This is a genomic window from Desulfosporosinus youngiae DSM 17734 (genome assembly GCF_000244895.1).
GTDB lineage: Bacteria > Bacillota > Desulfitobacteriia > Desulfitobacteriales > Desulfitobacteriaceae > Desulfosporosinus > Desulfosporosinus youngiae.
Genome location: NZ_CM001441.1, coordinates 4,227,897 through 4,252,807, shown reverse-complemented (window position 1 = coordinate 4,252,807; position 24,911 = coordinate 4,227,897). Strand labels below are relative to the sequence as shown.

Genomic DNA, 24,911 nt, shown 5'->3' with positions numbered 1-24,911 from the left:
TGTCACAAAAAGAGGAGGAATAGCTCATGGCTTACCTTGAAGCAATTAAGGATTATTGGACGACCCAAGTGGCAGGGTTTGCCGAAATTAATCTTGACGAGTTAACCTCGGATAAATACGAGTTATGGCTGTCTGTGCTGGAAGAAAATCTGCCGGCGGAAAAGGGTCTTGCCGTTTTGGATGTGGGCTGCGGTACGGGATTTTTTTCCATTGTTATGAGTAAGCTGGGTCACCGGGTGACGGCGGTGGACTACAATGAAGGCATGCTGGAACAAGCCGGGAAAAACGCCCAGGCCTTTGGGGTGGGCGGGACTATCGATTTTTTGAAAATGGATGCTCAGAAGTTGGAGTTTGCTGACCAGGTTTTTGATGTGATTCTGAGCCGTGATATTACCTGGGTGTTGGAGAACCCGGCGCAGGCTTACGGGGAATGGCTGCGTGTGCTTAAGCCCAAGGGCCGGTTTCTGAATTTCGATGGCAACTGGTTTCTGCATCTCCATGATGAGAAAGCAAAGGGAGCGTATGAAAGGGGCCTGGAAAAGGTTATGGCCCGGGGCTTTGAGGTTAAAGAAAGTGATCATAATGAAGAGTTTGAAACTATTGTCCGCAGTTTACCCTTGTCCAAGGAACGGAGGCCGGCCTGGGATATAGGCGTTCTGACCGATCTGGGCTGCGAAAAAATCATGATTAAACCGAAACTTCCGGGTAAGATCCACGATGCCTATTATGAATGTCTGTACGCAGAGATTCCCACGTTTATGGTTGCGGCTATCAAAGAGTGAAATATTATGGCCCCGAAGGTCTTGAAAAACCATGAAGGTTTGACTCGATTGAGTCGACTTTGTGGTTTTTATTTTTTATTAGGAAGGTGGATAGCAGAAGGTCGATATCGAGGAAATGGAAGTGCGTTTATGGGAAGAATCCGTATTCATCGATAAATTTGTCCTGATAACAGGGAGGGCATACTTTCAAATACGTCACCAGTGACGAATTTGGATGGGTATAACAACTACTATGGACTGATTGGAAACTACAGCAGTCTAAGCAAGTTCTATGAACATGTAAACTGGCGCATCTACCGTGACTATGAAATACCATGCAAAAGTGTTTGGAATAGTATGTAAATAAATGGTTGATTAAGCATAATATGTGATATAATAAAAAGTAAGGAATGTAAGGAACGGAGTGGTTGTAATGGAGCTTGCTAGAATAACATCAAAAGGACAAATTACAATACCAATAGGAATAAGGAAGAAACTTAATTTAAAAGAAGGGGATAAAGTTATCTTCATTGAAGAAGGCGATAAGATAGTTTTTGCTAATTCCTCCATGATAGCGCTGAAAGAAATACAAGAAGGAATGCAAGGGGTAGCCGAGAAGCAAGGCATGTATACAGAAGATGATGTAAATAACTTAGTTAAAGATATTAGAAAGGAGATTTGGGAGAAGAAATATGAGAATCATGATTAATACGAATGTGCTTATTTCGGCTATTCTTTTCCCAAAATCTCAGCTTACCAGAGTAATAGCCAGGGGTATGTTTATTACATAGCCAATAAAATAATAATTGTGAGGGGTATTATATTGGGGGTGTATGATTGAAAAAGTTAATTTTAGTTTTAATGATTTTGACATTGGGTTTGGCTTTAGATGGTTGTAGCAATATAGAAGAATTAACAGTGAAAGAAAAACAAGAAAGTACTTTATTTACTGGAAACGATCAGCTGAAACGGAAAATTATTATTAGGGATTCTGTATACGACCCATTGCCGTCAGAAGCTATTAATATTTTGTCTTTGCCAGATAATAATGAACTGCAACAACTTCCAAATGTAGATTTAAACACTCCTATTATAATTACTAAAATGCCTTATCATAAAAACATAGAATAGCAATAACATTCGTTTGTTTAAAGACCTAACCAAATTATCATTAAATCTTGAGGACAAACAAGCGACAGTGAATCCTTGTCCAATTGCAAAAAAATAAAACAAAACAAATGGTTATGTTATGTCGTATTTCTAAGTGAAATGTATAACCTCAACTGTAATTTGTTAAGGAAGTGATTTCTTCCTAATAAGGATGAGCGCCTGGGTGTAGGTCAAATTCGTCACCAGTGACGAATTTGGATTACCGTCACTGTCGGTTGAGGCAAGCCGTTTCGTTCCATACTCTTCGAGAAACTGGACCAGCTTTTCAGTCGTTCGCTGACCGGTTCCTTCAACAGATGCCCTATTTCCTGTATTTAAGCGGATCCTTGGCTGCCTTCAGTCGAGATAATGAGTGGCGTACCGTTTAATGATCAGAACTGGTGTTAAGGGTTAGTGGAGTTGTCAATTTCGGTAATCCCATAGTTACCCGAAATATCCGTACCCAAGCATTCTTAATACTGCTTTATTTAGAACGGTTTACAGGTGGATATGAATAAGAGGAGTTGATAGAATGGCCTATTGAATTATTTCATTAACACTACGATTGTATCAATAAGGGTTTATCCGAAAGCGTAATTTAATTAAGGGAGGAGAGAAAATGATGAATGTTCTTTTTTCAGTATTGTCCTTAATTAGTGCTTTTATAGGGATAAGTACAGTCTTGCTTTGGTTTAAATATATGAAAAAAGTAACAGTATTTTGCAAAGTGGATAGTTCGAATTATAGGGCTGAATACCCATCATTATCTGTAATAATTCCTGCTTGTAATGAAGAAGAATCCATAGAAAAGACCGTTAGGCAGTTAATCAGTCAAGATTACCCTAATTTAGAGGTAATCGTAGTGAATGACCGCTCTACGGATAACACTGGTATGGTATTGGAGAAGCTTGAAGTTCAGTATCCTCAACTAAAAGTTATAACTATTTATGATTTACCTCCGAACTGGTTAGGTAAAAACTATGCTGTTTACCGGGGCGTAAATGAGGCTACGGGCGAGTGGCTACTTTTTACCGATGCCGATGTTATGTTCTCCCCTAGCAGTTTAAAGAAAACAGTTAGTTATGCTTTGGAACACACGCTCGACCACCTAACAATAGTACCTGATACGTTTTACGGAGGTGTTTTCTACCGTGCTTTTCTTGCTTACTTTACCTTTGCAGCTGCCTCTGTAATAATGTTTACCAAAAAAGTAGGATTAGGGGCTTTTAACTTAGTAAAAAAATCAGTATATGATAAAATTGGCGGATATGAAGCAATAGCCATGAAGATAGCGGATGACATGTCTTTAGGGGCACTGGTGGTAGATAAGGGATACAAACAGGAAGTGGGTTTATCAGGAAAAGGGTTTATTTCAGTAAAATGGTATGACAACCTTTTTGCCTTGCTCAAAGGCTTTGAAAAAAACCAATTTGCGGTTGCAAAGTACAGTATTTTTACATTATTAGCATCATGCTTATATGTACTAATAGTGGGTGTTTACCCATTCGTTGGAATATTCCTTGGACCAATTTGGGCAAGAGGTTTGTGCAGTGTTTCTATCCTTAGTTTGCTTGCTGTTTATAATTACTTATCCAAGCATATTGATATTTCCCGTAGTTATGTTTTAATTCACCCTATATCTATTTTGCTGTACATTGGAGCAGCAATTAATTCGATGGTTAAGACAATAAGCCGTGGCGGTATCGAATGGCGAGGAACTTTTTACCCCATTAACGTGTTGAAAAAACATATTTAAGGGACCAGGAGTAACTGAGACAAGAGTAGTCTTGTTGAACTAAGGGATTTCTTTGGCAAGCCTTTGCCGCGGCATCAGATAACAGAGTGTTTTCGACACTTAGCCTGATGAATGCGTTATGTCGTGTCGCAAACAACTCGGAACGTTATACAGCATATCATGCAAAGATCGTTGCCCTCCTTGGCGCGGACGAAAGGGATTTAGAGTATTTCCTCTAGTAGTAGGGTTATGTGTATTGTTTGTAGCCCTTTTAGCTAAAAGGGGCTTAAAGTAGAAGAACTATCTTGTGGGCTTAATACGCGAAGAGAAAGATGGGAGGTGAAAGTGTTGGATGTAAGTCAATACGCGGTAGGATGGGGTACGCTAACATTAATAAATGCTGGAATAGCACAGGGTAAAAATAGATCAGGCTTCAATTGGTTCTTGTTAACTTTAATTTTAGGGCCATTAGCTACATTTTTCCTGGTCATTACTGATAAAAAGGAATAAATATTACTTGAAATTATAGCATTGATGCGTAACATTCTTAGTTTGCGCATTAAGGGTATTGCGGCGATGTTCAAGGCAGTGCCGTCATGGTGCTGTCTGAGTCTGGAGGCACGATACGTCGTAAACAAGGTGTTTCCGAAGTCTACCTTTTAAGTGAAAATTATTCATTGTTAAGGAAATTTATTGTTGTCGTCTTACCATGGAATTATTCGATGCTCTTTGAAGGGACACATTAGCTAACAGAGGGTTTGCGACATCGGAGAGAATATAAATGTAGTAACTCGACGTCGCAACCCCTCGGAACGTTAGATGAAATTTCCTGAGGATGAGGCTTAATCCTTAGTTTATTTTTATTACTCGTGAAACAATATAGTTTAACGCTTATTAGAAAAGGGAGCATAATCTATAAATGAAACGGCTTATTATACGGATTATACTATTTATCTTGACAGTTATATTTATTATTGCTTTTTTCATTCTACTAGGTCTTACTCAAGAGAAATTATTTTTACCAAAAGAATATATAATGTGGACTTTCAAATATCCAATTTCAAGATTAACCTTTGTCTTCATTTTCGAACTTACATTTCTAGTATTTATATTTGATTTTCACAAAATAAGTCAGTTTTTGAAAGGTAAAAGAAGATGGTTTCTTCCGGTTTTCTCAATTGTAAATATATTTTTGCTATATATTTTGCTCTTTAATGTTTGCGTTATAACAACTGACAAGATAATTGACCGTTCTTTCCTTTTCCCAAAGGGAAGGGTCTACAATCACACTGATATTGTTAGTATTGAAACTGGGGTCTATGGCAAAAGGAAACTTAGCAATATTCTGTTTACAGATAAGAGCGGTCAGTTTTACTATATTGTCACTTTAAAAGATGGGACCAAAATAGACCTAAATGGTGACGCCGGTGGAACAAAACATAACAAGGAAACCAATGCGGTCTTTGAAGAAATCGATAAGGTATTTGTAAATATGGGTATCAAGAAGACAGCAAGAAAAGATAACTTTGAACTAATTGAAAAAGATATTGACAAAGTCTATTCTGATAAAATTAAAAACATATTAAATAATATCAAATAGAATTTCTGAGCTTATTTTGGGGGCAGGAACTTCATCTGCCACGAGGATTCCTTATATTTTACGGAGGTGTGTTATGGAAAGAAAGAAGCTGCTACTGACTGCTTTTATCAGCTGCCTGTTTGTGATCGTCTTGCCAACAACCTCCTATGCCGATATGGGTCCGAAAGACGAACTGACAGTTTATGTGGAAAACCCTCCGAATCAAGTTTATTATTTGGATTTATTGACGCAGAAAAGCAGTAGTTATAACAATTTTCATAAGGATGGCGAGCGAGAAGCCCTGGACGAGAAGATGGTGGAGCTACTGTACAGCTATGAAAATGAAGGATGGATGCCTGCGCTAGTTGAGGGTACGGGAGTTCCAATGTGGGGAAACCTGATTGGCGAAGCGGATAGCGAGCGCATGGTGCACAAATTTGGATATGTCGGTGTGCCGGATACTTACAGAATCATTCTTGTTACCCAAAGCGGAAATGTTTCTGTATCAGATGTTTATACAAGAGAAGCTTTGCAGAGCAGTGTAACTTTTGATTACGCAACCGGCAAAGCGGTTGTACCGTCGATTTTCTTAATTTACTTTCTGCAATTTGGTTGGACATTTGTTATTACACTATTGATCGAAGGTGTTATTCTATGTTTGTTTGGCTTTAAGTTAAAAGGAAACTGGAAAGTTTTCTTTCTGACAAATTTGCTGACTCAAATCGTGCTAACCGTAACAGTAGGCGCAACACTTATCAAAAGCGGCACGTTTTCCGCACATCTTGTTCAATTTCCGGTTGAAACCGCAATCCTTGTTTTTGAAGTTCTCGTCTATAAGCACTTTTTAGTCGGTAACAGTAATAAGCGTAAAGTCGTTTATGGTATTGTTGCCAATTTGGTAAGTTGGTTCGGCGGGTTTTTCTTGCTTAATTACCTGTTTCAGTTTTTGGTCAAGGTAGTATACCAGGTAGTATAGCATAATAAAACGAGCATAATCTGCAGTTATATTTATGTTGCTATCTTCATATTTAGTGACTTAGAGGGTTTTCTATGGCGAAGCTAAGGCAAATGTCAGCCGAAGTAGCGATAACGGCATTGATAATGCTACTGCCGCTGGAATTGGAGGTGGGGATAAAAGCCTTGAGCCAGCTTCTCTACGCAATCAGCGTTGCGGGTGCCGGGCAGAACCTCGTTAAGACTGACAATGACAAATTGATTGTTGACCACCGCAGGCACTTCGGCGAAGAGGGGGTTGTTTTTAAACGAGGCAATTTTATCCCCGGCACTGGTCTCTCCATAATCAATAATGACAACAACCTGGGGCTTGCCGGCTGCAATCGTTTCGTAATTAACATACAGCCAGTTTCTATTCGCCTCGGAAAAGATATTCTTTCCGCCGGCCAGTTGGATCAGGCTGGAAAGAAGGGCGGCGCCTGCCGTAAAGATCATTCCTGCTTCTTCAGTATCAAAGACAAACACAGGCAGAAGCTCTTCCATGCCGCCTGATTTGTCCCGCACCGCCCTGATTTTTGCCGACATAGTTTGCACTAATTTATCAGCCCGGTCCTCCACATTAAAGATCCGGCCTAAAGTCAAGATTTCGTCATAAACATCCTCCAGCTTGGCGTTGAGCAGATCAGTGGGCTTGTTTACATAAGTAGCAATGCTGGTCTTATCAACATTTTTCAATAGGGAAATAATTCCGGTGGTGTCTAATGAGAAGGATGTGCCGTAAATAAAGTCCGGTTTTGTGCCAACAACAGCTTCAAAGGAAGGATAGCGGTGACCCCGGATAAGCTTACCCTCTAAGCGGTTTAATGAATTATAAATTTTCCGGTGTTCAGGTAAAAAGTCAGCCTCGTGACCCGGAGCCACACCCACAATTTTCTCTTGCAAACCAAGGGCGATGAGGGTTTCAATATTCGTAGTCTGCACTGCAAAAACGGCTTTCGGCATTTCCACAGGGATGGAAAGCTCAATTGAGTAGTCATTTTCAACCTTGCTTTGGGTCATCCTGCCGCGATAGCGTTCCACAATAGCCCGTGTGTTTTTAAGACCCATGCCGGTGTCTGCGGAAGGCCCGGCATCTGTCTTGGCTTCATTTTTTAAGCATAAGGTCAGAATCTCCTTGGCTAATTCCATTTTGATCATAACAGGTTTATCCGCCGCCGCATATTTCAGGATATTTGAAAACATATTATCAAGCACCCGCTGCAGGGCGTGTTTGGGTATCTTCAGATAATACTGAAGGTGAGTCAGAGTTATATTTACCGTAAATCCGCTGGATTCAAGCAAGAAAATCCCGTCAAAAATCAGTTTTTCAAAATCAGTGCGGCTGAGATTCTCAGCCGCTTCTTTCGGCTGCTGTTCGGAAGCAACGAAATAATCAAAAAGATGATCTGTGAGACTTTTCAGTTGATTGGCCTTTTCCACGCTTTTGGCCAAAAATTGCTGCAAACGCTGTTCATCGGAGGTGCGCTTGTTCACAATAATATCAAGATAACCAATGAGGGCCGCTAATGGCGTGCGAATATCATGGGACATAGCAGCCGAAAATCGTTGCCGGGCTTCCTGAGCCTGTTTTTGCTTAATAAAAGCCTGACGCATGCCATCGATATTTTCGGCTAAAGAGGTGATTTCATCCTTTCCTTTCAGAGGGATGGTTATGTCCAGCTTTCCGCCCTGCATCAGCAAAACCTGCTGCTCTAATTGCAAGAGGTAGGATGTTTTGCCATGAACGAAAAATAGTACGATTCCCAAAAAAACAGCAAAGAATGTGGCTAAACTAAAGAGCAGGGCAATATCATAATCATAATGCTTTAAATCAAGGGATAAACTCAGTAACACGTCGGCATCCTTGAAATGGATCGGATATAGTTTTTCCCACGGCAAAGGCTGATGGGGGATACCCGAGCTGAGGGTTTCCTCCATGTAAGGGATCCCGGAATTAAAAATGATCCGATTATCATAGTACAGGGAAATGGTCGTGATCTTAGTGGTATCCAGCCATTTCGAAATCATAGGAAAGTCATGGATGGCAAGATCATTTTCCGTGATATAGTGTTGGAAAGCGGCTGCCTCTTTCTCCATTCTTTGTTCCAGATAGTCCCCATTCTTATACTTAGCTTCTATCTTGTAAGAAGATACTTGTTGAAGCAAGGCAAAAACAGTTCCGGCACAGACAAAGGCCAGGACAACAGATAGTATCAGCCTTCTTACAAGCAGCTTTTTAAACAATCTGATACCCCCTTCCCCAAACTGTGAGGATATACTTGGGATTCTTGGGGTCTTTTTCGATTTTTTGGCGAAGGTTCTTGATATGAGCCACTACCGTATTATTGGAGAGCGGCAAAAAAGGCTCCTCCCAGATGGTTTCATACAGTTCCTGGGCGGAGAATATTTTGCCTCTGTGGGAGGCCAACTGTACCAGCAGGCGGTATTCCATATAGCGCAAGGAAATAGGTTCATCCGAAAGTATCACCTCACCCGATGACGGATGAATAGACAATTCCCGGATTCGTATCACATCTGAGCTGAAATTATGATCTTTGCCCTGATAAATAGCATATCTGCGCAGCAGAGCTTTTACCCGGGCAACCAGCTCAACGGGTGAAAAGGGTTTTGACAGGTAATCATCTCCTCCGATAGTAAGGCCGGTTTCCTTATCCTCAATATGGGTTTTGGCGGATAAAAACAAAACCGGTGCAGTGGTCATTTCTCTGATTTCCCGGCAGGTTTCAAAACCGGATTTACCCGGCATCATAATATCCAATATGATTAAATCAATGGCTTGATGAGTTTTCAGCAAGTTGAGAGCCATTTCGCCGCTGTCGGCAGGGATAACTTGATAACCCTCACTGCCCAGCAGGACTTCAACGACTTCACGGATATCCTTGCTATCATCAACAATCATAATCATGGCACCCATTTTCTCGCACACTCCTTGCCCAAAACCTAAGTCTCTGTGAATCTATTATAACAGCATAATTTATCATAATTTAAAAGACAACGGTAACAGGTATCCTATATAGTCTTAGATTTGTGAAATATTATGAAATCATAAGCGGGCTGCTGCAGACGTGCTATAATGAAAAAAATCGAATATTGGCGATAAGTGATCTTTGCTCGAGGGCAAGGATTGAAAAGGGAAGTCAGATAAGCTGACGCGGTACCCGCCACTGTATAAGGGAGTCGATTCATAGATTGTCACTGGGCTGCGCCCGGGAAGACGTGAATGGATAAGGATCTTGAGCCAGGAAACCTGCTTATGCCGACCACTGTAAATACCTACGGGATGTTAGGAGGTGATAGCTGTATTTTCTGACTCTTTGCTCGTGAGGGCAAAGAGTTTTTTCTGTTTTCCGGCTTTTATCCCATCGTCCAATAAGTGAGGTTATTCTAACTCAAATGCTCGTATAAATTGGGGAGGTCTTATTGTGAAAAAAGAGATGAATTCTATTATGACGTTATTATTGGTGGCGCTGCTTGTTTTTTCGATTTCTGCTTGCGGCCGAAGCCCCTCGAATGAACAGGCAAATAAATCCGAAACCGATAAAAGGACATCTTCTCAAGCTAGCCAAACAGCAGATTTTAAGCCGTTTGTTATTCAGAACTATAACCGGCAGCTTGCTATTGAAAAAGTGCCGCAAGCGGTTTTTGCTGTTTCCACGCCAAATACCGAAATTCTTATGGCTCTTGGCCTAAAGGATAAAATTGTCGGTGTGGCGCCGGGTGTCAGTGAGGTTGATATTTTACCCCAATTTCAGGACGCTTATAATTCCTTAAACCGCCTGGAGGGAAAACTTATCCGGGGTCACAACTACCCTTCCTTTGAAGCGGTTGTGGGTACAAACCCGGACTTTATTTACGGCACATCCTTCTCGGTGGGAAACGCCGGCAATATTACATCCCTGGATAATATCACTAAAACCGGCATTACCACCTTTATAAGCAAGCCTACCGATATGCTCAATGCCGGGATGGATGATGTGTATGAAGAAATTTTGACCATAGGGCGGATCTTTGCCGTCGAAACTCAGGCTCATGAATTAGTACAGAACATGTCGGAAAAGATTGGCAGGACCCAGGATAAACTAGGGGAGATTGAAAAACCAATCCCTGTGTTTGTCTACGATTCCGAAGAAGAAGGCATGATCTTTACAGCAGGCCCGGCGCTTATTACCAACATAATCGAGCTGGCCGGCGGGAAAAACATTTTTTTTGACACTAATAAAAACTGGCTGTTTGCCAATAAGGAAAAAATCGTCAACAGCAAGCCGGAAATTGTTATCATTATCGATTATGGGGAGACCAGTGCCGAGGATAAAATTGCCGCCTTTAAAAATAACCCTCTTTTTGCCGAACTGCCTGCGGTAGTCAATGATCAATTTGTCGTTGTCAGCTTTAATGACGTTTTGCCCGGCATCCGCAACGCTGATTGCATCGAGGAGCTTGCCAAAGGCTTTTATCCGGAAAAATTTAAATAACAAACATTAAGGTTATGAAATATTATGAAATCGTCTGTGAATCTATTGTTTTATATGGATTCAACCGTATAATTAAAAACTGTAAGTTAGATTGAACTAACTTTATTAGGTCAATCTAACTTTATTCATAAAATGAAGGGGGTTTTAATGGAAAAAATAGTCTGGCTCAAATACTTGTAAGAATTTGGAGGTGCTCAGCGTGAAAACAGTGATGAATCGTATTATGGTGTTATTTATGGTGCTGTTTCTTGTTCTTTCGATGTCTGCCTGCGGCCCAAGCCCCTTGAATGAAAAGGTAAATGAATCCGGCACCGATAAAGAGGCATCTGCCAAAGTTAACCAGGAGACGGACTTTAAGCCTTTTGTTGTCCAGAACTATAATCGGCAGCTTGTCATTGACGAAGTGCCGGAAGCCGTTTTTGCAGTGCAGACAACGAATATTGAAACGCTTATAGCCCTTGGCCTGCAAGAGAAAATTGTCGGTGTGGCTCCAGGCTATGACGCTGACTTTTTGCCTGAATATCAGGAAATCTACAACTCATTAAATATTCTGGGAGATAATCTCGTTGGCGGGGCAGGCGGTTATCCATCTTTCGAGGCCGTCGTTAATACAAAGCCTGATTTTATTTACGGCACGTCCTTTTCTTTAGGAAAAACCGGCACCATTTCACCGTTGGAAAATATTGATAAAATGGGCATTGCTACTTATATAAATAAGCCCACCGATATGCTTAACGCACAAATGGATGATGTATATAATGAAATTTTAACCCTGGGCCGTATCTTTAATGTAGAAGGCCGTGCCAGCGAATTAGTACAAAACATGTCAACAAAAATAAGTGGGGTGCAGGGCAAATTAGGCATCATCGAAGAGCCTGTATCCGTGTTTGTTTTTGATTCCGAAGAAGAAGGAATGATCTTCACAGCAGGCACTTCTCTGCTTTCAAACTTAATTAAAATAGCAGGCGGAAAAAATATTTTTTCTGACGTTAATAGAAACTGGTTGTTTGCCAACAATGAAAAAATTATAGGAAGCAAACCTGAGATTATTGTCATCGTTGATTACGGCGAAGCTGGAGCGGAGGGGAAAATCACTTCGTTTAAGAATAACCCCCTCTTTGCTAAACTGCCTGCTGTGGTCAATGATCAATTTGTAGTGGTAAATCTCAACGATGTTTTGCCCGGCACCCGCAACGCTGATTGCGTAGAAAAACTTGCCAAAGGCTTTTACCCGGAAAAATTTAAATAACAAACATTAGGAGAAGATGAGATGCTGATCAGTAGAAGATTGTTTGCCATAACCAGGGGCATGCGGGGAAGTGTTGTGCTCAAAGTGCTAATCGGTGTATTGGTGACAGGCACATATATTATTCAAGGCGTGCTTACAGCTACGGTTTTAAGCAAGGTTTTCGCAGGCGAAGCCTGGGATAAGTTCGTCACAAACTTTGTTGTCATCTTAGGGATGATATTGATACGGTCTGCCCTTAACTGGTTCAATGAAGTGCAAAGCAAAATCCTGGCCGGCCAAGCCAAGGAAAAACTCCGCTACATTATGTTTGAGAAGCTTTTGAGCCTCGGCCCCGGTTTTTTGCAGAATAATCGTTCCGGCAGTATTCAGTCAGTGTTTGTGGATGGCGTGGAAGCAATAGGACCTTATATAGCCTACTATATACCCCATTGCTTCGTAACTCTTATCAGCTCCCTGGGAATACTTGCTTATGTGTTTTATCTGAATACCATGGTGGGAGCCATTATGCTCCTGGGTATGATAATTGTCATGGTTGTACCTTCCCTGTGGCTTAAAGTAATGCGCTCAACAGGTATGACCAGCTGGGAAAAGCGAAATCATTTCAACGCCCAGTTTCTTGACGCTCTCCAGGGCATGATGACACTCAAGGCCTTTAATGCCTCGGCTGCAAAGGGAAAAGAACTGGAAACCAACTCTCGGGACTGGTATAAGTCCATCATGCACAACCTGGCAGTCTCCCTGCTGGATTCCTGCCTGATTGGACTGGGAGCGGCGATCGGTTCGGCTTTTTCGGTGGGTGTGGCCGCTTATCTTTTTGCTGTCGGACAACTTAATATCACAAGTATATTTTTAATCCTCTTTTTGTCTGTAGAATGCTTCCGGCCGATGACCGACCTTGTGAAATACTGGCACGTTGGTTTTCGGGGCCTGACAGCTGCGGATAAACTATTTGCCTTTTTAGATACACAGCCGCAAGTTGCAGAGCCAATCGATGCCCCGCCCCTGGAAAAAGGGGACTTCCATTCGGAAATCGTTTTTGACAATGTAACCTTCGGCTATAACGAGGGGGTGCGGCAGGCCCTGCAAAAGGTAATATTCACCATTGGCCAGGGTGAAAAGGTAGCGGTTGTAGGAAAATCCGGGGCAGGTAAATCCACCCTGGTCAATCTGCTGTTGCGCTTTTTTGACCCTCAGGATGGAAGTGTCCGCATCTCCGGGCGCGACCTTAAGACCGTGCCCAGTGTATCTTTTCACTCCTTGATTTCGGTGGTATGGCAGGATACCTATCTTTTTCACGGGACAATAGAAGAGAACTTACGTATTGCCAAGCCCGGCGCAAGCAATGAGGAAATTGAAAAAGCGGCAAAACTGGCCAATATTCACGAATTTATTGTCTCTTTGCCGGAGGGTTACCATACACAGGTGGGAGAACGGGGAGTGCGCTTTTCAGGCGGCGAGCGGCAGCGGATAGCCGTGGCCCGGGCATTTTTAAAAGATGCGCCTATTTTGATCTTAGATGAGGCCACCTCCAGCCTGGATGCTGAGAATGAAGCCGCCATTCAGAAGGGATTGCAGCACCTGATGCAAAACCGTACGGTGCTGATTATTGCCCATCGTTTCTCAACCATTCGTGAGGCCGACCGTATTATCGTGCTGGATGATCACAAAATTGTGCAAACCGGCACTCATGACGAACTCATGGCCTTTGGCGGCGGCGCATATGCCCAGTTGTTGAGAGCTCAGCTTTAGAAAAGGAGAGAGACATGGAAACCAGTAAAAAAAACCATCGAACAGAAATGGATAACACCGCATTCCTGGCAAAATTCGGGCGAGTGATGAAGCTTACGCTCTATATAAAAAATCATTATTGGTTGATCGGACTTTCCGTATTGACAGGTATTTTCAATAAAACGTTGCCGGTCCTGAGTGCTGCCCTGGTGGCGTATGTTGTCGGTACAGCAGCTTCGGGCGCAACTGCCGAAACCATTATTGGTTATCTGGTTGTTTTGGGTATCGTGGTTTTGCTGCGGGCACTGTTTGAATATTTGGAGATGTACATTGCTCACGCGGCTGCCTTCCGCATGCTCCATGATTTCCGCATGATGATCTACCGCAAGCTGGAACAGCTTTGCCCCGCCTATATGATCGACAAAAAATCCGGTGCCGTTACTTCAACCGTCATGGATGATGTGGAGCAGCTGGAGTGGTTCTACGCCCACACCCTGGGCACCTTCTTTATAGCGGTGCTGGTACCGGCCGCGATTTTGATCTATATGCTTTCTCTTCATTGGCTTCTGCCTTTGGTATTGATACCATGGATGGTGCTGACAGCAGTGACACACCTGTGGTTCAGGAAAAAAGCCGACACCCAGGGCAGAGAAGTAAAGGAAAGTCTGGCCGAAGTCAATGCCGAAACCATTGACGGTGTGCAGGGGTTGCGGGAAATCATTTCCTTTGGCCAGCAAAGCCCCTACCTCAGCCGTCTGGTCGGTAAAACGAAACGCCTTAATGAAGCCCAGGTCAAAGATGGAAAACGGTTGGGCCTTGAACAAGCGCTTATTAAGACCTTCACAGCCCTGGGGATGCTTTCTGTGCTTATTGTATCATCCCAAATGGCCTCAAGCGGAGTGATTCACGAATCCCTTTATCCTGTGGCGGTTATTTTAACCGTGTATGCCTTCAACCCTCTTTTAGAGCTTATGGAGATGATCACTAATTTTGGCTTAATATCCGCTTCCGCAGATCGTGTGTTTTCCATCCTGGAGGCTTCGCCGGCCGCAGTGGACCGGGTGACTGAATCCCCTGCCCGGTTTAGTTTGCCCCATATTGATTATCAAAAGGTCAGTTTCCGGTACCAGGAAAAACTGCCTTTGGTGCTGGACAAGATCAGTTTTGAAGTGAAGCCCGGGGAGACTGTGGCATTGGTGGGACACTCCGGAGCGGGGAAATCCACCTGTATCAGCCTGCTTCTGCGCTTTTGGGAGGTAACAGGCGGTTCCATATCCATCGACGGCGTGGATTTACGGGACATGCCTCAAAAAGCCCTGCGGGAAACAATTTCCTTAGTGTCACAGGATGTTTATCTGTTCAACACCACTATCCGCGAGAACATTTCCCTGGGGCTGCCTGCTGCCGGGGATAAAGACATCGAAAAGGCAGCCAGAGCCGCTCTGGCCCACGATTTCATTATGGAGATGCCTGATGGTTACGATACCATTGTCGGGGAGCGCGGTGCCCAGCTCTCGGGCGGTCAGCGCCAACGCATCGCCATTGCCCGGGCCTTTTTGAAAAATTCGCCTATCCTGCTCATGGATGAGGCGGTCTCCAATCTGGACACTACCAATGAACAATTGTTGCAGATTGCTATTAAAAATCTGCAGAAAAACCGGACGACCCTGATCATTGCCCACAGATTGTCAACCATTATGTCCGCGGACCGTATTGTAGTGCTTGACAATGGATATGTGGCAGAAAGTGGTTCCCATCAGGAACTGATCGCTAAAGACGGTATTTACGCCAGACTGGTGGCGATTCAGGCCAGTGCCTAGAAAGGAGAGGATGGATTGAAAACGAAATTATCTAAAGACGATGCCATAAACAAGAAACTATCGGCCTGCACTTTTTCGAATAGGCGCTTCTCCCTGATTATCACGGCATTGCTGGCTTTGCTTATCCTATCAACGGTGTTGTGCATTATCCTGGGACCTGTTCACGTGGAACCCCGGTTTACCTGGCGTATTTTGCTGCATCAAATTCTGGGGGATCGGAGTTCGCTGGAAGTGGACTGGGACAAATCCCAGTTTATTATCGTCTGGCTGATTCGCTACCCCCGGGTTTTGCTTGGCTTGGTTGTAGGGGCGGGACTGGCGGTGGTAGGCACCGGATTGCAGGCCCTCACCCGGAACCAGCTGGCTGATCCTCATTTGCTGGGTATATCTTCCGGTGCTTCCGTAACAGCTGTGTTGTCCATCCTTTTCGGCGTATTTTCAGCCTTTGGGCAATACGGCCTGTCCTTGAGTGCTTTTATTGGGGCACTGGGAACCATGGTTTTAGTCTATTTTATTGCCCAGGAAAATGGCCGCGTCATCACTACCAGGCTGGTCCTGGGCGGTGTGGCTCTCTCCATGACCTTGGGGGGCGTTACCAACCTGATTGTTACCATGGGAGGCTCGGAAGCCGGAATACGTTCGGCCTTGCAGTGGATGCTGGGCAGTTTGTCCAGCGCTTCCTGGGAGCAGCTGCCCATTCCCGCCATTGTGATGCTGCTGGGCACCGCGGCCCTGTTTATAACCTACCGTTCTCTTAACGGGATACTGATGGGCGACGATGTGGCGGTATCCATGGGGATTAACGTGGTTCGCTATCGGAAGTTCCTGTTGATCACCACCTCCGTCATTACCGGAGTCCTTGTGGCAGTAAGCGGGGCTATTGGTTTTATCGGACTGATGGTACCCCATGTCTCCAGGATGATTGTCGGCGCCGACAACCGCAAGGTTATTCCGGTGAGCATGCTTATCGGCGCTATCTTTACCATTTGGATGGATTTGCTGGCACGAACTGTGGCCGCTCCGTCGGAATTTCCCATCGGTGTGCTCACCTCCATTGTGGGCGGCCCGTTTTTTATCTGGATGCTGCGCAAGAAAAAGAGAAGCGCGGCAGGGAGGGGTTAGATGGAACTGAAAGTAACAGGTGTCGCCTGCAAAATTCAAGAGATCACTATTGTTCAGGATGTCAGCCTTGAAGTAAAGAAAGGGGAATTTGTGGGCTTGATCGGCCCCAATGGCAGCGGCAAGACCACTTTGCTTAAAAACATTTATCGGGTCTATTCCCCCAGTAAAGGCGTGATTTCCTTAATGGGAGAGGATATTTCCAGGCAGCCTTTCAAAAAGACCTTTCAAAAAATGTCGGTTGTGGCGCAGGAAACCACCCATGATTTTGATTTCACCGTCCGGGAAGTGGTGATGATGGGGCGCACACCTCATAAAACCATGCTTGAACAGGATACGGAAGAGGATGAGAAAATTATCAGTGAGTCCCTGGCTGAGGTGGGCATACTTGAACTGATGGACCGGCATTATGCCACCCTTTCCGGGGGGGAAAAGCAGCGGGTGCAGGTGGCCCGGGCTCTGGCCCAGAAAGCGCAGCTGCTGATTATGGATGAGCCTACCAATCACTTGGATATTGCCTATAAACTTCAGATCATGAAGATGGTCAGGGACTTGGGAATTACCGTGTTTACAACTCTCCACGACCTCAATATAGCTGCCCTCTATTGTGACAGGCTCTACGTAATTAATGAAGGAAGAATTGTTTGCGAGGGAACTCCTGAAGCCGTGCTTTGCCCCGAAATATTGGCAAGGGTGTTCGGCGTTGCGGCTGAAGTAGCGATTCATCCCTTGACGAAAAAGCCGAACATCACATTTTTACCTTAATAATAGATAGAGATTTCAATAAACGCCAAAAGGAGGATGCCGGTGGATACTCAAGTAAAAATTGAAGAAAAATGGAACAAAGCTGCCAGCGAATACAACGACACTGTTCGGAATGAACTGAAAAGCTTTAAAGCAGCCGCCTGGCTTGATCTCATTCAAAAACAGATTCCGGAGAACAAAACACTGCAGATCCTGGACGTGGGTACCGGTCCCGGTTTTTTTACACTTTTAATGGGAAGGGCCGGCCATCAGGTGACGGCCATTGACAGCAGTCCGGAGATGATTGAAAAGGCCGGAAAAAATGCGGAAGGCGCGGGAATTAAAGCAGAGTTTGCGGTTATGGACAGCCATCGTCTGGACTTTGCCGACCAATCGTTTGATTTGGTGATCAGCCGCAATGTGACCTGGACTCTCCATGATCCGGTTACAGCTTATGGAGAGTGGAAACGGGTTCTAAAACCAGGCGGAAGGCTGTTGATTTTTGATGCTAACTGGCATCTCTACCAATATGACAGCGGGTTAATGGAAGAGGTGAAGAAACGGGATTGGGAATACAGAAGCCGATATGGCGAACCGGATGACGACTATTATGGACCCAGGGCAAAGCGTGATGAATCTTCAAAGCTGCTTCTTCACGATCAGCATAGACCTTCCTGGGATAATGGTGCCCTGGCAGCTTTGGGTTTTGCAGAAATCAATAATGTGATTAATATTTCCGATCGGGTATGGGATGAAAAAGAACAGCTTTTGTATGGAGCAAATCCGCTGTTTATGATTTCGGCCAGGAAAGCTGCAACGATAGAATCGTCCGCCTGGTCTTCTATGAAATAACAGATTTTGTACTTCAGCATCCTTAAAAGGCTAAGTCTGATTTGAGAAATAAATTTCCGGAAATTGAAAATTTATTTATAAAAGAAGGAGAGCCTGTTTATTTAACGAAAAACGGTTATGGCTCAATGGTAGTGTTAAGTCTGGAAAAATATGCGGAATTGACGGATGATATAGAACTGAAACTTGATGAAGCGGATAAAGAGGCAGATTCAACAGACATCTGCTATACTCACAATGAGGTTTTTTCAAAGGTGAAAGAGAGAATCAATGGTGGAAGGTAAATATACTTTAAGATATATTCCTAGATTCGAAGCCGATCTTAATAACATTGTTGATTACCTGCCGCCAAGGCCCATCAAGGCTCAAGCGGCATCTTTTTTTTATCCTCAAGGCACGTGGAATGCTGCTGCTTGCTGCAACGAAAATAGAAATGCTGTACGGTTTGGGCCCAGATCATGGATATGGGCTGCGAAAAAATCATAATTAAACCGAAACTTCCGGGTAAGATCCACGATGCCTATTATGAATGCCTGTACGCAGAGATTCCCACATCTATTATTACTGAGTTTGATATTCTAGCTCTTCAAGACTATCATCCTCCGAATATTGTTCAATACTCTATGTTTATTTTTTCCAGATTAGAAGGGAATAATCGATAGCTGGAGAATAATGCAAATAATAAGGAGAATTTTGCAAGTCGTATTTACAAGGACTGACACTTCAGGTAACAGAGGGGTTGCGACATCGTGGAGTGATATGAATGGACAACTTCACTTTGATTTCTAATGCTGGAAGTACGGAAGCAAGTATTTTTGAAGAGCCCGGTGCTAGAAATTTGTACGCCGGGATGTGCGGGGGACATTGGGTAACTGGCGTCTCATGACGGCGACAGACTCTACTAGGCTGTTTTTTGGAGAGGAGGGATTCTTTATGAGGAAATTATTGTGGGTCTTAATTTCCATTTTGCTTACTAATGTCTTTGTTATTACAGGATGTTCTAATCCAGATAATTTAAATAATAAGATTCAATCCTTAGAAAATGAGAATACAGAGCTAAAGTTAAAAATTGACCAAGTTAATTCATTGTCTATAGCTTCAATCATATCAAACGGTTCAGCTTCACCGGAACAATTAAAGTCTATTCTCGCGAAATACACGACAAATCAAATTGTGGTTTTTCAGAGCATGACAATTGGTGACAAGCAAAACGCCGCATTTGCAATTGTATCTGGCGGTGATGTTTGGTATATCACCGCCTCCAGCGCTCAGAAATTAAAAAGTGATATTGCATTTTCAGCAGACAATCAGTCTGATGCGCCCTTGCTTTGGACAGTCGGCGACGTCAAGATATTTAAATGCGAAAGTAATCCCGGCGGCAGCAGTTCAGCATCCTGTGCCTGGTATGTAAAAGACGGAAAACCTGTTGAACTTCCCTATACCGGTATGGGCCTTTCTTATAGCGGCAACGGTCAGTTTACGACAATAGGCGATAGTTTTGATTCGAATTTTATAGATGGGGTAGGAGCAGGGCATACCTATAAACCCTATTACCTTTATTGGGCAACCGATGGGCTAAGGGAATACGGCGGGTTAAAAATCACGCGGCAACAGTTGTTAAAAGTGAAAGGCTCACAGGCGATAATCGATGCAATTACCAAATCCGGCCATACTATCGACGATATTTATTATCGTGCCAACAATTTAATAAACATTAATTATCATTCCGGCGATAAAAATAACGTTGATTTTGACAATGTTACACTCGTCTATAAAAATAATACCGTTGCTCCTGAATTGGCTTATGTGGGCTCAAATAGTTCTAAAACGGAGAGTTTTGCCGAGAGAAATTTAAGCGATTTTTCTTATGGCGGTATTTATCAGGCAGCGCTTTTTCCCGAAATTGCGATCTATCCAGATAAGTTTCCGATGAATTAGGAAAAGTTGAGAATTATGGCTAAGAAGAATAATGCTTATATTACTAAGCGTTGACAGAGTATAAGTTCCGGATATGTCGGTCTTGCTTGGGTCTTGGAAATGAATGATAAGTTTCAGGAGGCAGAGGTTAAGACAATAAGCCGTGGCGGTATCGAATGGCGAGGAACTTCTACCCCATTAACGTATTGAAGAAACATATTTAAGGGCCAGGATTAACTGAGACATAAGTAGTCTTGTTGGACTAAGGGATTTCTTTGGTAAGCCTTTGCTGCGGCATCAGATAATAAAGTGTTTTCAACACTTAGCCTGATGAATGCGTTATGTCGCGTCGCAAACAAGTCGGAACGTTATACGATATATCGTGCAAAGATCGTGCCCCTCTTTGGCGCGGACAAACAGAATTTAGAGTATTCCTTCGCAGTAGTAGAATAAAGTGAAGCCCGTTATTGAAATCGAGGTGACAAAAATGGATTACAAGCAAAGGAAATATCCTTTGTTTTCGGCTTGTGGATTAAATTGTGGACTGTGTCCCCGTTATCATACAGATGGAAAATCTAAGTGTCCCGGATGTGCAGGAGAAGATTTTTTATCAAAACATCCTACATGTGGTGTTTTATCTTGTAGCCAACGACACGGAATTGAATATTGCTATCAGTGTGATGAATATCCCTGCAAGAAATTTGAAGGCGTTGACAATTCAGACTCCTTTATTACTCATAAGAACCAATTAACGGATTTTGATAAGGTTAAAAACATTGGACTAGATGCTTATGAGGCTGAACTGAACATCAAAGTCGAATTACTGAAAGTCTTGTTAATGAATTATGATGATGGGCGACGAAAGAGTTTTTTTTGTATCACTGTTAATCTGTTAGACTTACAAGACTTAAAGAGTGTTATGGAGCAAACTAAAGATGAAACGAAACCCGATGATACATTAAAAGAAAAGTGCACAACAGCAGTTCGATTATTGCAAACTATGGCAAAGAAGCGAGATATTTCATTACAACTGCGTAAAAAGCCCAAGTCATAGTAAAACATATAGTATTGTGCCTTAGAATCATTGCGGGTGAGATTTAAGGCAGCGCAGCCCGTGGCGCTGTCTGAGTCACGGGGCACGACGTCGTAGACAGCGAATTTGCGAAATCTGAGAAGATATGAATGTTGTAACCAGACTTCGCAAATTCGCAGAACGTTAGGCGAAATACCGCGGAAAGCTAAGCCTGGTGTCCTGCCTCACGTTTTAAGTTGTTCTATGTAACTGGGGAGGAAATAGATGTTTGAATTATTATTTTTGATGTCCTTTACATTACATAATATTGAACTTGGCAAGAGATTAATTGATGAGTATTAATGTGAGAAGATCCAAGGTGCCGCATCCGTGTAGCTCTGGCTTAGCGGGCCCATGGCACTCCGCCTAACGCGAGGATTCCCGCGAGGGTGCGGTTATGAATGTTTTGATACGGGTAGGGCTTGCATGATGATATGTAATATGGGAGGTTTTAGTAGATAATAATAGTTTTTAGAAAGAGGGGGAATCCCGTTGGACCAAAATAGGAATCAGATGGTTAGTAAAACAAAAGATTTCTTGGTAGAGTATTACAAATATCGACCTGAACACATATTAATTGATTATCCCATTAATTTGACTGATGGGAGTACTGAGTTAGCGGATTTAGTGGTTACTACGAAAAAAATGAACGCGTATATGGTTATATATGTAACAACAGATCATATACCAATGGATAAAATAAAAAATATTTTATCTAAATCCGATTTGATTTATGGTTTTGTCCGTCAAGGAAAAATTGATGAAGTTCCTGAATTATGGGGAATTAGAAAAAAGAGTGGGTTTTTTAAAGATAATGATTTTGAACATATTTCTGATTATCCTAGCTCTATGCTTGGGGAAAATTTATTAGAAATATTTTTACGTCTACCTTTTTGACTGTTTAAGTGAAAACTATTCATTGTTAAGGGAATTTATTGTTGTCGTCTTACCATGGAACCATTTGTAAATATGGGTATCAAGAAGGCAGCAAGAAAAGAGAGTAATTGCGAAAGATCGAAGAATTGGTTCTTAACAAAATAGAAATTTTCGATAGGAGTGGCCAATTGTATACACGTGAGCAAGTTTTGGATGCTATTGAAAATTGTTTAAATGGAAGCGAGAGACAAGTTATTATTACTAGATTTGGAATAGAGGATGGAGTTACTAAGTCCTTGAGTGATATTGAATCGATATTTGGAGTATCAAGAGAACAAGTCTGCGAAATTGAGAAGAAAGTACTCCGTTATATTAAGGAACATTCAAGAAAATCATAGATATTATTTTCTCGTGCAAAGGACGCGCCCTCCTTGGCGCGGACGAAAAGAATTTATAGTATTCCTTCAAATGCAGTAGGAATTAGTGAAGTTAAGAATATTAATATAATGTTTGTGAGGAGGAGCACAATGAAATTCTCAGGTCCATTGATGGTTGTTTCGAATATGGAAAACTCAAAGCGATTTTACTATGAAGTGCTTGGTTTAGAAGTTGTTGTTGATTTTGGTGCGAATGTAACTTTAACAGGCGGCATTGCATTACAGACAAAAGAAACTTGGTCGACTTTTATTCATAAACAGGATAGTGAAATTGTTTTTGGAGGAAATGTAGCCGAGTTATATTTTGAAGAAGATGATTTTGATGGTTTTATTCAAAAGATGAATGACATTACAAATATTAACTATGTACATCCTATAGTAGAACATTCTTGGGGACAGCGTGTTGTTCGTTTCTATGACCCTGATAAGCATATTATTGAAGTCGGAGAAAATATGATTATGGTTGTCAGACGATTCTTAAATAGTGGGCTATCAATTGAAGAAACCGCTATTAGAATGGATGTACCAGTTGATTATGTGAAATCCTGCTTAGAGTAGTTACAAGCATAACCTGTAGTTAAACATTAGCAGAAAATCGGCATGTCGGAGTAGTCTCATTGGCTTCGTAGATAGAGATGTCGAAGTATAACGTAAATAATTAATACGCCAAAAGCCAAGCCTATTATTAAGTCGATTTTAGCTGAGCCCAAGCCAGTAAGAGCACTAATTATTCCTATTACAATTGTCATGCTTATCAAATACCATAGTTGCATTAGAATTTGCTTAAGGCACCCTTGCTTTGGTGGGCTCCACTCTGGCGGAATCTCGGATTTCTTTTGAGTTTCAATTGAAGTGCCATCAATGACGCATTCGTATTTAGCGCCACCTTCTATAAAATAGATTAATAGCACGCATGAATGTGAGTTTATATTGAAAGTAAGTTTATCTCCTTTTTCAATTATTGTTCTTTGCGGGTTTATAATGTCGCCATTAAGTTTTACATAATATTTTCTCAGAAGAGCTCCATGCTTTAAGGAAATCCTATATTCGCCGTCTTTGAGTTTAATTAGCCATTCTTTTTCTGCCAAATATAGCACCTGCATTTCATATTCAGAAAATAATTTCGTAGTAATATATCTTGTACACCCGTGAATGAAATATACAAGCTGTGCCGACTTCAGCTAATGAGATAACTTTGTCAATATGGAAGTAGTATATGACGCTGCGGCAATCCCCAAAACGTTATATAAAATCGTGTGCATGGATGTCAAGTCGGGTGGATAGTTGTAGGTCATTGATCGAAAGGTGTATATTATGAATGCTAAGTTCGAAGAAATCAGGAAAAATATCACAGGTTTAGATCACTGCTATATAAGAGTAGGATATGGTGGGAAGTTAAGGCTTGGATTGGGTAATAAAATATATTACAAACACCCAAGACTACAAGGGAAATTTTATGGGGAATGGGATATTTCATCTCTCTCTTGCTCATGGCGCATTGCTGATGGCAAAAAGTTATTATGTGGATATGATGATGAGGTAAAATTCTGCAATGAAGTTATAGAGTCACTTCATTTTGGGCGTATCAGTGAGGTGATTCAACTATCCTTTTTCGATATAAGACTAGTGTTTAATTCAGGAAAAATTATTGACTACTTTTTACAATCTAAAGAAGATGTAAGTTTAGTTATATCAGGAGAAAAAGAGAAAGTTACCTATGAATTATTTTCTGATGGATGGGAAAAAACGAGTTCTAAAGAAAGCTCTAGCAAACTTACTAGAATTGAGGAGGTTTTAAGTTCGCTTTCTGAGAACTGTCATAATAGATGGAACCGCGTTGTGAATCATGTAGAAAGTGATTTGCAATGTAATACATGTTTCTATTTTCGTGGCTTGGATGGTCACTTTTACTTTTGGGACTATGGTATATGTAGTAATGAAGACTCAATGTTTGATGGGAAACTAGTTAGTATTAATAGCAGTTGTACTTGTCACAAAGAACTGAAAGACATCTTTTAAGGGGGCGATTCCAGTCTATATCTGAGGGTGTGCGACTTTACATAATACGGTATTCCCGACACTTAAATAGATGAATGTGGTTGGGACGCGTCGCAGATTCCCGCAACGATCTATGACATGGTGCTGCCGGGTCAGAATTGTGGGGTATAAATTGAAGTATCTAATTACTGTTTTAATATGGACTGGGTTCGGAGTAATTCATAGTGCTCTTATTAGTTTGCAATTTACCAATTGGGCAAAGCGGGTAATGGTAAGATACTTTGCCTTTTACAGGTTAGGATATAATCTACTATCCATTGTCCTATTCATTATTCTGTTTTCGATCACAAAAAGCCTGGATTCCGAATTAGTCATTAATTTTGTTCCGCCAT

The 24,911-nt window shown here is 42.2% G+C and carries 25 protein-coding genes and 1 riboswitch; of the genes, 21 read left to right on the top strand and 4 right to left on the bottom strand.

Going from position 1 to position 24,911, the window contains the following annotated elements:
• The first annotated feature begins 26 nt into the window (after positions 1–26).
• The 3 genes from DESYODRAFT_RS19715 (at position 27) to DESYODRAFT_RS19705 (ending at position 1,892) form a co-directional block, all read left to right on the top strand.
• Complete coding sequence (locus tag DESYODRAFT_RS19715) at positions 27–782, top strand: class I SAM-dependent methyltransferase (RefSeq protein WP_007785770.1); 756 nt, start codon at positions 27–29, stop codon at positions 780–782.
• Between the two features lie 412 nt (positions 783–1,194).
• A complete protein-coding gene (locus DESYODRAFT_RS19710) occupies positions 1,195–1,470 on the top strand; it encodes an AbrB/MazE/SpoVT family DNA-binding domain-containing protein (protein ID WP_007785769.1) in 276 nt (91 codons plus the stop codon).
• Between the two features lie 128 nt (positions 1,471–1,598).
• Positions 1,599–1,892 carry a hypothetical protein gene (locus DESYODRAFT_RS19705; RefSeq protein WP_007785767.1) on the top strand — a complete coding sequence of 98 codons (294 nt, stop codon included), beginning with the start codon at positions 1,599–1,601 and terminating at the stop codon, positions 1,890–1,892.
• Between the two features lie 162 nt (positions 1,893–2,054).
• On the opposite strand, the gene DESYODRAFT_RS27575 is transcribed toward DESYODRAFT_RS19705, so the two are convergent.
• Positions 2,055–2,255 (bottom strand): DUF3102 domain-containing protein, encoded by a 201-nt coding sequence (locus DESYODRAFT_RS27575; RefSeq protein WP_083842259.1) that lies wholly within the window; start codon positions 2,253–2,255, stop codon positions 2,055–2,057.
• Between the two features lie 277 nt (positions 2,256–2,532).
• Here DESYODRAFT_RS27575 and DESYODRAFT_RS19700 point away from each other — a divergent pair, with 277 nt between their 5' ends.
• The 4 genes from DESYODRAFT_RS19700 to DESYODRAFT_RS19690 all read left to right on the top strand — a co-directional run bounded on the left by DESYODRAFT_RS19700 (position 2,533) and on the right by DESYODRAFT_RS19690 (position 6,200).
• Positions 2,533–3,666, top strand: a complete 1,134-nt coding sequence (locus DESYODRAFT_RS19700; protein WP_042339911.1) for a glycosyltransferase family 2 protein — start codon at positions 2,533–2,535, stop codon at positions 3,664–3,666.
• 327 nt (positions 3,667–3,993) lie between these two features.
• Complete coding sequence (locus tag DESYODRAFT_RS28795) at positions 3,994–4,155, top strand: hypothetical protein (protein WP_169315929.1); 162 nt, start codon at positions 3,994–3,996, stop codon at positions 4,153–4,155.
• A 409-nt stretch (positions 4,156–4,564) separates the two neighbouring features.
• Positions 4,565–5,245, top strand: coding sequence for a hypothetical protein (locus DESYODRAFT_RS19695; RefSeq protein ID WP_007785764.1), 681 nt, complete (start codon positions 4,565–4,567; stop codon positions 5,243–5,245).
• A 73-nt stretch (positions 5,246–5,318) separates the two neighbouring features.
• On the top strand, positions 5,319–6,200 hold the full coding sequence (locus tag DESYODRAFT_RS19690; RefSeq protein ID WP_007785763.1) for a hypothetical protein: 882 nt from the start codon (positions 5,319–5,321) through the stop codon (positions 6,198–6,200).
• A 128-nt stretch (positions 6,201–6,328) separates the two neighbouring features.
• On the opposite strand, the gene DESYODRAFT_RS19685 is transcribed toward DESYODRAFT_RS19690, so the two are convergent.
• Both DESYODRAFT_RS19685 and DESYODRAFT_RS19680 read right to left on the bottom strand, forming a co-directional pair.
• On the bottom strand, positions 6,329–8,461 hold the full coding sequence (locus tag DESYODRAFT_RS19685) for an ABC transporter substrate-binding protein (RefSeq protein WP_007785758.1): 2,133 nt from the start codon (positions 8,459–8,461) through the stop codon (positions 6,329–6,331).
• Positions 8,454–9,152 carry a response regulator transcription factor gene (locus DESYODRAFT_RS19680; RefSeq protein ID WP_007785754.1) on the bottom strand — a complete coding sequence of 233 codons (699 nt, stop codon included), beginning with the start codon at positions 9,150–9,152 and terminating at the stop codon, positions 8,454–8,456. The genes DESYODRAFT_RS19685 and DESYODRAFT_RS19680 overlap by 8 nt, the downstream gene beginning before the upstream one ends.
• A gap of 167 nt (positions 9,153–9,319) precedes the next feature.
• A riboswitch (cobalamin riboswitch) is annotated at positions 9,320–9,506 on the top strand.
• Positions 9,507–9,660: 154 nt separating this feature from the next.
• Between DESYODRAFT_RS19680 and DESYODRAFT_RS19675 the strand changes: the two genes are divergently transcribed.
• From DESYODRAFT_RS19675 to DESYODRAFT_RS19610, 13 genes are all read left to right on the top strand, one after another.
• Positions 9,661–10,710, top strand: coding sequence for an ABC transporter substrate-binding protein (locus tag DESYODRAFT_RS19675; protein WP_007785752.1), 1,050 nt, complete (start codon positions 9,661–9,663; stop codon positions 10,708–10,710).
• Positions 10,711–10,909: 199 nt separating this feature from the next.
• Positions 10,910–11,959 carry an ABC transporter substrate-binding protein gene (locus tag DESYODRAFT_RS19670; RefSeq protein WP_007785751.1) on the top strand — a complete coding sequence of 350 codons (1,050 nt, stop codon included), beginning with the start codon at positions 10,910–10,912 and terminating at the stop codon, positions 11,957–11,959.
• Positions 11,960–11,980: 21 nt separating this feature from the next.
• Complete coding sequence (locus tag DESYODRAFT_RS19665; protein ID WP_007785750.1) at positions 11,981–13,708, top strand: ABC transporter ATP-binding protein/permease; 1,728 nt, start codon at positions 11,981–11,983, stop codon at positions 13,706–13,708.
• Between the two features lie 14 nt (positions 13,709–13,722).
• The gene (locus DESYODRAFT_RS19660) at positions 13,723–15,507 is read left to right on the top strand and encodes an ABC transporter ATP-binding protein (RefSeq protein ID WP_007785749.1); all 1,785 of its coding nucleotides are present in this window, start codon (positions 13,723–13,725) and stop codon (positions 15,505–15,507) included.
• Between the two features lie 15 nt (positions 15,508–15,522).
• On the top strand, positions 15,523–16,629 hold the full coding sequence (locus DESYODRAFT_RS19655) for a FecCD family ABC transporter permease (protein ID WP_007785748.1): 1,107 nt from the start codon (positions 15,523–15,525) through the stop codon (positions 16,627–16,629).
• Positions 16,630–17,391 (top strand): ABC transporter ATP-binding protein, encoded by a 762-nt coding sequence (locus tag DESYODRAFT_RS19650; protein WP_007785747.1) that lies wholly within the window; start codon positions 16,630–16,632, stop codon positions 17,389–17,391.
• A 42-nt stretch (positions 17,392–17,433) separates the two neighbouring features.
• Positions 17,434–18,222 carry a class I SAM-dependent methyltransferase gene (locus tag DESYODRAFT_RS19645; protein WP_007785746.1) on the top strand — a complete coding sequence of 263 codons (789 nt, stop codon included), beginning with the start codon at positions 17,434–17,436 and terminating at the stop codon, positions 18,220–18,222.
• Between the two features lie 41 nt (positions 18,223–18,263).
• A complete protein-coding gene (locus tag DESYODRAFT_RS19640; protein WP_007785745.1) occupies positions 18,264–18,503 on the top strand; it encodes a type II toxin-antitoxin system Phd/YefM family antitoxin in 240 nt (79 codons plus the stop codon).
• 649 nt (positions 18,504–19,152) lie between these two features.
• Entirely contained in the window at positions 19,153–20,157 is a 1,005-nt protein-coding gene (locus DESYODRAFT_RS19630) for a hypothetical protein (RefSeq protein ID WP_007785744.1), read from the top strand.
• A gap of 466 nt (positions 20,158–20,623) precedes the next feature.
• Complete coding sequence (locus DESYODRAFT_RS19625) at positions 20,624–21,190, top strand: DUF3795 domain-containing protein (RefSeq protein ID WP_007785743.1); 567 nt, start codon at positions 20,624–20,626, stop codon at positions 21,188–21,190.
• Positions 21,191–21,700: 510 nt separating this feature from the next.
• On the top strand, positions 21,701–22,105 hold the full coding sequence (locus DESYODRAFT_RS19620; RefSeq protein ID WP_007785741.1) for a type I restriction enzyme HsdR N-terminal domain-containing protein: 405 nt from the start codon (positions 21,701–21,703) through the stop codon (positions 22,103–22,105).
• A gap of 167 nt (positions 22,106–22,272) precedes the next feature.
• Entirely contained in the window at positions 22,273–22,482 is a 210-nt protein-coding gene (locus tag DESYODRAFT_RS19615) for a sigma factor-like helix-turn-helix DNA-binding protein (protein WP_042338885.1), read from the top strand.
• Positions 22,483–22,611: 129 nt separating this feature from the next.
• Entirely contained in the window at positions 22,612–23,079 is a 468-nt protein-coding gene (locus DESYODRAFT_RS19610) for a VOC family protein (protein WP_007785740.1), read from the top strand.
• A 56-nt stretch (positions 23,080–23,135) separates the two neighbouring features.
• Here DESYODRAFT_RS19610 and DESYODRAFT_RS19605 read toward each other — a convergent pair whose 3' ends face one another.
• Positions 23,136–23,609: a Fas apoptotic inhibitory molecule (FAIM1) gene (locus tag DESYODRAFT_RS19605; protein WP_007785739.1), complete on the bottom strand. Its 474-nt coding sequence runs from the start codon at positions 23,607–23,609 to the stop codon at positions 23,136–23,138.
• A gap of 226 nt (positions 23,610–23,835) precedes the next feature.
• On the opposite strand from DESYODRAFT_RS19605, the gene DESYODRAFT_RS19600 reads away from it, so the two are divergent.
• Complete coding sequence (locus tag DESYODRAFT_RS19600; RefSeq protein ID WP_007785737.1) at positions 23,836–24,540, top strand: DUF3027 domain-containing protein; 705 nt, start codon at positions 23,836–23,838, stop codon at positions 24,538–24,540.
• Positions 24,541–24,911 lie beyond the last annotated feature (371 nt).